The sequence below is a fragment of the Archangium sp. genome (assembly GCF_036388035.1).
GTDB lineage: Bacteria > Myxococcota > Myxococcia > Myxococcales > Myxococcaceae > Archangium.
This window is the reverse complement of sequence record NZ_DASVSO010000063.1, coordinates 1-7,948: the sequence shown is the minus strand read 5'-3', so window position 1 is coordinate 7,948 and position 7,948 is coordinate 1. Positions and strand designations below refer to the sequence as shown.

The 7,948-nt window shown below is 71.9% G+C and carries 9 protein-coding genes; 6 read left to right on the top strand and 3 right to left on the bottom strand.

Translation table 11 applies throughout. The features are described 5' to 3' along the window. Together VF697_RS02775 and VF697_RS02770 are read right to left on the bottom strand one after the other, a co-directional pair. The coding region (locus tag VF697_RS02775; RefSeq protein ID WP_331091907.1) for a protein kinase domain-containing protein at positions 1-466 on the bottom strand (466 nt) is incomplete at its 3' end. A 118-nt stretch (positions 467-584) separates the two neighbouring features. Beyond that, on the bottom strand, positions 585-1,061 hold the full coding sequence (locus tag VF697_RS02770; RefSeq protein ID WP_331091906.1) for a GNAT family N-acetyltransferase: 477 nt from the start codon (positions 1,059-1,061) through the stop codon (positions 585-587). Between the two features lie 92 nt (positions 1,062-1,153). Here VF697_RS02770 and VF697_RS02765 point away from each other — a divergent pair, with 92 nt between their 5' ends. Genes VF697_RS02765 through VF697_RS02755 form a run of 3 tightly spaced genes read left to right on the top strand, consistent with a single transcriptional unit; the run spans position 1,154 to position 3,162 of the window. Continuing rightward, positions 1,154-2,029 (top strand): WGR domain-containing protein, encoded by an 876-nt coding sequence (locus tag VF697_RS02765; protein ID WP_331091905.1) that lies wholly within the window; start codon positions 1,154-1,156, stop codon positions 2,027-2,029. Between the two features lie 21 nt (positions 2,030-2,050). Further along, complete coding sequence (locus VF697_RS02760; RefSeq protein WP_331091904.1) at positions 2,051-2,464, top strand: hypothetical protein; 414 nt, start codon at positions 2,051-2,053, stop codon at positions 2,462-2,464. Continuing rightward, complete coding sequence (locus VF697_RS02755) at positions 2,461-3,162, top strand: hypothetical protein (RefSeq protein WP_331091903.1); 702 nt, start codon at positions 2,461-2,463, stop codon at positions 3,160-3,162. The genes VF697_RS02760 and VF697_RS02755 overlap by 4 nt, the downstream gene beginning before the upstream one ends. Positions 3,163-3,171: 9 nt before the next feature. On the opposite strand, the gene VF697_RS02750 is transcribed toward VF697_RS02755, so the two are convergent. Then, positions 3,172-3,978 (bottom strand): hypothetical protein, encoded by an 807-nt coding sequence (locus tag VF697_RS02750; protein ID WP_331091902.1) that lies wholly within the window; start codon positions 3,976-3,978, stop codon positions 3,172-3,174. A gap of 169 nt (positions 3,979-4,147) precedes the next feature. Between VF697_RS02750 and VF697_RS02745 the strand changes: the two genes are divergently transcribed. The 3 genes from VF697_RS02745 to VF697_RS02735 all read left to right on the top strand — a co-directional run. Beyond that, a complete protein-coding gene (locus VF697_RS02745; RefSeq protein ID WP_331091901.1) occupies positions 4,148-5,113 on the top strand; it encodes a DUF6624 domain-containing protein in 966 nt (321 codons plus the stop codon). A 54-nt stretch (positions 5,114-5,167) separates the two neighbouring features. Beyond that, positions 5,168-6,904: a S41 family peptidase gene (locus VF697_RS02740; RefSeq protein WP_331091900.1), complete on the top strand. Its 1,737-nt coding sequence runs from the start codon at positions 5,168-5,170 to the stop codon at positions 6,902-6,904. Between the two features lie 157 nt (positions 6,905-7,061). Beyond that, the coding region (locus VF697_RS02735; protein WP_331091899.1) for a M28 family metallopeptidase at positions 7,062-7,948 on the top strand (887 nt) is incomplete at its 3' end.

The following is a 7,948-nucleotide window of genomic DNA, read 5'->3' as shown; positions in this document are numbered from 1 at the left end:
GCAGCGTCTGGCCCTCCACCAGCTCCATGGCCATGAAGACCAGGGTCCCGTGCTGGTACACGTCGTAGACGCCCACCACGTTGGGGTGGGAGAGCTTGGCCATGGCCTGCGCCTCGCGCAGCAGCCGGGCCCGTCCCGAGGTCAGCTCGGCGCCCCCGTCGGCGGTCTCCTGGGGCAGCAGCTTGAGCGCCACCTTCCGGTCCAGCACCGAGTCGTACGCGGCGTACACCATCCCCATGCCGCCCTCGCCCAACGGGTCGAGCACCACGTAGCGGTCCAGGGGCGTGCCACGGCCGAGCGCCGGTGCCTCCGGGGGTTGGGGCCGGTCCTGGGTACCTGGGGCGTCCCCCGGGCCAAGGTTGACCGTGCGGCGGTCATCCTTGACGAGCGTGCGGCGATCGTCGGTCACGGGCGTACGGCGCTCGTCGACGAGCGTGCGGCGCTCCTTGTCATCGAAGGACTTCATGCGACCTCACGCCCCGAGGATGTCACGCCCTCGGGGCAGCGAAAACGCATCGTTGCACTGATTCATGGGTCAACGCGCGTCGACGCTCCGCGACAGGCCGCCCGCCCAGGGAGCAGGCTCAGGTGGCCTGCGCGGCGAGTCGCCGCAGCGCGTCGCCGGTGACGCGGAAGACGGTCCAGTCGTGCTGCGGCGCGGCACCGAACGACTTGTAGAACTCGATGGCCGGCGTGTTCCAGTCGAGCACGGCCCACTCGAAGCGCCCGCAGCCCCGCTCGACGGCGAGCTTCGCCAGGTGCGACAGCAGCGCCTTGCCGTGTCCCTTGCCCCGGTACTCGGGCAGGACGAAGAGGTCCTCCAGGTAGAGGCCGGGTTTGGCGAGGAAGGTGGAGTAGTTGTGGAAGAAGAGGGCCATGCCCACCACCTTCCCGCCGTCCTCGGCGAGGACGACCTCGGCATAGGGCTTGTCGCCGAAGAGGTGCTGGCGCAGGTCCTCCTCGCGCAGGACGACCTCGTGGGAGAGCTTCTCGTACTCGGCCAGGGCTCGGATGAGCCGGGCGATGGTGGGAATGTCCGAGGGGGTGGCGGGGCGAATCATGCGGGCGATGCTACCGGAGTGGGAGCGGCGGTGGTGCCCGTAGTAGCGTCCGGCGGGCACCGCACACCCGGCACCGGGGAGGGGACAGCGTCATGCGCAGGTTCGAGTTCGTCGAGGGCTCCAGCGCGAAGTTCTGGATGGCCGATGTCCAGGGCTCCACCTTCATCGTGGTGTACGGGCGGCTGGGCACCGAGGGCCAGCGCAAGGAGAAGGACTTCCCCGACGAGGAGGGCGCGCGGCGCGAGTACGAGCGCAAGGTGGCCGAGAAGCTGCGCGAGGGCTACCACGAGGTGTCCTCCGAGGCGCCCGCCGCGGCCCCCAAGGGCGCGAAGGGCGCGGCCGCGGCCTCGCCGAAGCTCTCGCTGCCTCCCCGGGTGCGCGCGGGCAAGCCGTCCGCCGCGCAGGTGACGGCGGCCGCCGAGGCGCTCTCCCAGCTGGACGCCCTCGTGGGTGGGCGGAGCTGGAAGGTGGCGCTCCAGGCCCGCCACGCCCGGCGCGCGCTCCGGGCCCTCGGGGGGCTCGACCCGGCCCGCCATGCCGCCCTGGGCCCGGTGTTCTCCGCGGTGATGGCGAAAGTGGTGGCGCCCCGGGAGCAGCCTCGACTGCCGCTGTGGGCGGCCATGGGGCTGCTGGCCGAGCTGGACGCCGCGGCCTTCCTCCGCACGGTGGAGGAGTGGAAGCGCGCCCCCGCCGGAGCGCCGGCCCAGGCCGCCACCCGCGTGCTGGCCCTCCAGTCCGAGGCCCTGGGCGAGCCCGAGCTGGCGCTGCGCCTGGGCGCGCTGCTGGCCGAGCGTCCCCAGGGGCGAGGCGGCTCCGAGGAGGGGTGGGAGAAGCGCTGGAGCGAGCTGCGCCCGCACGTCGAGGGACACCTGCTGGCGTCGGGCAGCTCGCTGCCGGCCTGGCTGCGCGCGCTCGGGGCCGGGGGGGACGCGCACCTCTCCGCGCGACTGGCCCGTCTGGGCGCGTGAGGGGTGCTACCGTGCGGGGCCATGAACAAGTCCCGGTGGTGCTGGTTGCCCGTGCTCGCGCTGTGCGCGGCCGGGTGTGCTTCGAGTAAGGGGGCGCGCTCGTCGCCCCCGGGTTCCTCCGCCACGGAGCAACGCGCGGCGGAGCTGGAGGCGCGCAACGCGGCCATGCAGCAGGAGCTGCGCGGCAAGCAGGGCGAGCTGAGTCAGTCCTTCCAGGCCATGGCCCAGGCCGAGGCCGCCGCCGGCCTCACGGGCCTGGGGTGTGTGGGCGTGGCTCCGGCCAACGCGCAGCTGCAAGGGCTGCCCCGCTCGGGCGCCGTCCATGCCCGGTTCCTCCTCAGGAGCCAGCCCCACCAGATGACCGTCACCTTCTCCCCGCCTCGCACCTCGGGCAAGTGGCGCCTGTCCCAGGGCACCTGCACGGTGACGCCATGAGGGCCCTTCAGCTGAGCCTGCTGCTGGTGGCGCTCGCGGGTACGGGCTGCGCCACGAATCCGGCCACGCGCCTGCGGCTGGCGGAGAAGGAGAACCAGCGCCTCACCCAGGAGTTGCAGGCCACGAGCCTGGCGCTCCAGTCCGTCAACGCCTACACCGAGGAGCTGCGCTCGCCCGGCCAGGCGGGGCGCTCCTTCAACATGTACTTCACCCCCGCGTCCCTCGAGCAGCTGGCCTCGCAGGTCCTGCCGATGAAGATGGCCGCGCGCAGCTTCCACCAGCAGCTGCAGGGCGACGTCATCGTCGAGCGCATCTCCGACATCCGCTTCGGCCCGTCCAACACCTTCACCTGCACGGCCCTGCTGCGCGGCGAGAACATCCGCTACACCGGCAAGGTCCCCAAGGCCTACCAGGACGACGTCCGCAGGTTCCAGGCGGGCGTGGCCGCCGGCGTGGTGGCGAGCATGACGGTGGAGCTCTCGTTGGTCGACACCTCCCTGCTGGCTCGCGCCAAGGCGACGAGGACGAGGCTCAAGTCCAACTCCAACTCCACCGCCGAGGGCATGCTGCGCGACCAGATGAATGATCGCGTGCTGCGCGTGCCCTTCGGCTTCGAGCTCACCATCCAGGGCGGCAACGCCGTGCCGCGCCGGATGGTGCTCACCGCCAACCACCTGGTGGTGACGTACGCGCCGTAGCGCGCTCGCTCAGCTCCCGCTCGCCTCCGAGCTCTGGGCGGGAGCCGAGTCACCCCCCACGGTCGGCTGCTTGTCGATCTCCTCCGCCGGGTAGCCACGCGCGGCCTCGAGGTAGCGCGGCGGCTTCACCTTGCGGCGATCCTTCGCGCTCAGGCCCTCGGGCGACACGAGGGTCGGCTCGGCGCCACCGGCGGACTGGACGACGTGGCCGTCACAGAAGAGCCACTCGGTGCGCCCATCGGCGAACTTGCGCGCGTAGTACACGTCGGTGGTGCCCACCTCGGGGTTCTTCGCGCACCACGTCTGGCGCGCCGTCTGCTCGCGCTGGGGCGCCTCGTCCTTCCACTTGCGCTGCGCCTCCTCCACGGCCAGCACCTGGGTGGCCTCGGTCAGCCGCGTGCGCGACTGCTCCACCAGCGTGGTGCCCCGCTTCATCAGCTCCGGGACGCCCCCGGACCTCGCGAAGCCGCACCGCTGCAGCGCCTGGAGGTTGCGCTGGTGCACGTCCAGCACCTTGCCCAGCGAGCCCGACGCCTCCTTCAGGAGCGCCACCTGCTGGTCGTGCTCGGCTGCCTCCGGATTCTTCGCCTGCTCCGTCGAGGCCAGGAAGCGGTCCATCAGCCCGTTCACCGCGCCCAGCTCGTCGGAGAGCCACCGGGGCTCCGCGTCACAGATGTTGGTCTTCGCGGCGCTGTAGTCGCGGTACTCCGCGCGCGACATGCCCAGGCTGTACTGCTGCACCGGCGCCACGCGCTTCGGTCCACACGCTGCCAACGCCAGGCTCAGACCTCCCACAATCCACAGGTTCCGGCTCATGAAATTCATGGCTCCCGACTCTATCGGACAAGGCCTGTCCGGTTTGTTTATTTGCTCTCAAACTATCATGGGGTAGGGTAGAGAGACCCCGACACGGGGCCCTCCATTACCATCGCGGCGCGCGGGCCGGCATTCCGTTGGTCCGGGTCCACTTCTTGGAGATGCCTGAATGAATCGCCTCTTCGTCCGGCTCGCCGCCCTGAGCCTGCTCGCGGGCTGTGCCCATACCGCTTCCTCCGAGGCTCCCGTGGCCGCCCCCGGGGCCTCTGCTCCGGCCCCCGCCGCTGCCGCGGGTCCCTCGGCCGAGGCCCTCCGGCTGGCGCGCCAGGCCGATATGCTCGCCCTGAGTGGGAAGACGGCCGAGGCGCTCCCGCTCTTCCGCCAGGCGTGGGAGCAGGGCGTGCGCGACCAGGGCATCCTCTATGACGCCGCCTGCGCCGCGGCCCTCGAGGGGCAGAAGGCCGAGGCCCTCACGTGGCTCGAGCGCGTCGCGGAGGCCGGCTTCGCCGAGTCCAATCACATGAAGACGGATCCGGACCTCGCCTCGGTGCGGGAGGACCCGGCCTTCGCGCGCATCCTCGAGCGGGTGGCCGCCAACGAGGCGAAGCTGAACGTGGCGCGGAAGCCGGAGCTGCGCGACGAGCTGCTGCGCATGCTGGAGGAGGATCAGACGGCCCGACGCGCGCAGGTCGCGGCGAAATTCAAGGACCCGGCGGCCAACGAGCGCACGAAGGCCATCGACCTTCGCAACACCGCGCGCATGAAGCAGATCATCGCCCAGGAGGGCTGGCCCACGAAGACGCTGGTGGGCGAGCGGGCCTCGAAGGCCGCGTGGCTCCTGGTGCAGCACGCGGACCTGGACCCGGCCTTCCAGCGGGAGTGCCTGCCGCTGCTGGAGAAGGCGGTGGCGGCCGGCGAGGGCTCGGCGAAGGACCTCGCCTACCTGACGGACCGCGTGCTGGTGGCCGAGGGCAAGCCACAGCGCTACGGCAGCCAGTTCCACATGGTGGACGGCAAGCTCGTGCCGCGCCCCATCGAGGACGAGGCCAACGTGGACGCGCGCCGCGCCGCGGTGGGCCTGGGCACCCTGGCCGAGTACACCGAGCAGATGCAGCGCATGGCCGGAGGTCGGTAGTCGGGCCTGTCGGCAGTGCGTGACGCGCCCCGGAGCGGAGGGTATGAGACGGCCATGTCCCTTCCGTCTCTCTGGCGCTGGGCGCTCGTCGCCCTGGTGGGCTCCGGCTGCGCCACCCGTAACGGCGCGGCCCCCCAGGCTTCCCCTCCACCCATGGCCGGCCCGGCCTCGCAATCCGCTGCCCCCCTGTCCCCGGACGCGCGACTCTCCCAGGAGGCGCTCCGCGCCGACATTCGCCAGCTCGCGCGGTTCATCGAGGAGACGCATCCGGATCCGTACTCGCGCGCGGGGGGACGGATTGCCTTCCACCGCCGCGTGGACGAGCTGCTGCGGAGCGTCCCCACCGAGGGCATGACCGTCGAGGGCTTCTTCCGTTACGTGCGTCCGCTCGTGGCCTCGCTCCGGGACGGGCACACCCACATTCGTGCTCCCACCGCTCCGGCGGCTGCCCAGGCCCCGCTGCCCCTGGAGTTCGAGGCCGTCGAGGAGCGGCTCTACGTGAGCCGCGTCCACCAGACCGAGCTCCGGCCCCTGCTCGGGGCGACGCTCGTGGGCGTGGAGGGGGTGTCCTTCGCGGAACTCGCCACGCGGATGGAGGCCGCCCGCGGCGCGGACAATCGCTACCACAACCTCAGCCACCTCGCGGACGCCCTCCGCTCACCCAGTGGGTTGGGCGATCTCCTCGAGCGGCAGGGGCTCGCGGGCCCGGTGCGCTTCGAGCTGCGCAAGCCCGATGGAACCCGCGTGACGGTCCCCGTGGAGGCGGTGTCCGGGACGCCGGGGCAGCCGCTGGCGCCGCCCTCGCGTCTCGCCGTGCCCGAGCCAAATGCCGCGGACCTAGCCTGGTCCTTCCTCAACCCCGACAAGTCCGTGGCGTACTTGCGCATCGACTCGATGGGCCGCTACCGCGAGGCCTTCGAGGTGTGGCGCTCCACGGGCTTCACCATGCCCCTGGGCGATCATCTCACCTCGGTGGCGCGGGCCGCCGGCCATCCGGAGCTGACGGGCGTGGACGAGCGCATCGCCGTCATCCCCGCCGCCACCGACACGTTCCGCGAGCTGTTCGCCGCCATGCGGCGCGAGCGCACGGCCACCCTCATCGTGGACCTGCGGCGCAACCGCGGGGGCAACTCCATGATTGGCAACGTGCTCGGGTACTTCCTGTACCCGGTGGACAGGCTGGTGAGCACCGAGACGGGCTTCCAGGTTCCGCGCTACTCGGCGCAGTACTTCCAGAGCCACGAAGCGGACTCGCTGGAGAAGGTGCGGGCGCGCAGCGGGCTGGCGCTGGAGCCAGGCGACCTGGACTTCAGCGAGGAGCGGGCCTGGCGTGAGCGCCAGCGCAACGGGCTCACCCCCGAGCGGCGTGAGCAGCTGCGGAAGGAGTTCCTGGAGGGCGCGGAGCGCTCGCCCACGTTCGCCCAGGAGGTGCGAAGCGGGCAGTTCAGCGCCGCGTGGTCGCCGCGCGTGGTGGTGCTCACCTCGGCCCGGACCTACAGCGCGGGCTTCGACCTCGTCGCGCTGCTCCGAGCCCATGGCGCCCGGGTGGTGGGCGTGCCCTCGGCCCAGGCGGGCAACTGCTTCATCGACACCGCCCCGTACCAGCTCGAGCGCTCCGGGCTCTCCGGCTCCATCTCCTTCAAGTACAGCCTCCTCTTCCCGGAGGACCCGGTGAATGGCGAGCTGCTGCGCCCCGACCGGGAGCTGCGCTACGAGGAGCTCGCGGCCCTGGAGTTCGACCCCCACGCCTCGGTCCTGCTCGCGCTGGAGCCGCCCGGGCCCCGAGGTTGATGCAAGGCCCTTGGCGTGGGAGCGGCTGGGGAAGGGCGCTCCGGGGGGTCCGCGTTCCTTCCGTATGACACCGAAAGCACTCATCGAGAGCCTCTGCTCGGAGCGATGTGCGGGTCGGGCGCCTGGTAGCTCGGGGGGCCTGGAGGCACGCGCCCTGGTGAAGGAAGCGTTCAGGAACGCGGGCCTGGAGCCCGTGGAGCAGCCCGTCCCCGGCTGCTCGGGAGCCAACGTGCTCGCGTCGCTCCAGGGGGAGCGGGACCGGTGGGTCCTCGTCGGTGCCCACTATGACCACCTGGGCCGCTCGGGCCGGCACACCTACCATGGCGCGGATGACAACGCGGCGGCCGTGGCCATCCTCGTCGAGGTGGCTCGGGCGCTGCGGAGCACTCCACCGAAGGGGCGGGGCGTCCTCTTCGCCGCCTTCGATGGCGAGGAGCCGCCGTACTTCCTCTCGGAGGGGATGGGCTCGGAACACTTCGCCCGTGACCCTACGGTGCCGCTGAACACGATCGACCTCATGGTGTGCATGGACCTCGTCGGCCATGCGGTGGGGCCGGAGGGGGCACCGGAGGACGTGCGCCAGTCGGTGTTCGCGCTCGGGGCGGAGCGGAGCGAGGGCACGGGAGCGCTGGTGGACCGGCTGGCCCGGAGCGAGCCCGGAGTCGTCATCCGGCGCATGGATGCCGAGACCGTTCCACCGCTCTCGGACTACTGGGGCTTCTGGCGCCGCGAGGTGCCCTTCCTCTTCCTCACCAACGGGCGCTGGCAGCACTACCACACGCCCGAGGACACGCCGGACAAGCTCGACTACCCGAAGATCGACGCCACCGCGCGGTGGCTGACGCGGCTCGTGCGCGAGGCGTGCGCCCGAGCGGAGCCGAGCGTCCGCTTCCTCTCGGGCATGCGCGACGACGCCTCCACGTTGCGCTCCCTCATCGCGATCACCCAGGCGCTCGAGCCGCTTTCTCCCCAGGCCCGCGAGGCCCGCACGGTGGCGGAGCTGCTCCTCGGGCGGTGCGACGGCGCGGGACGCCTCGGTGGGAC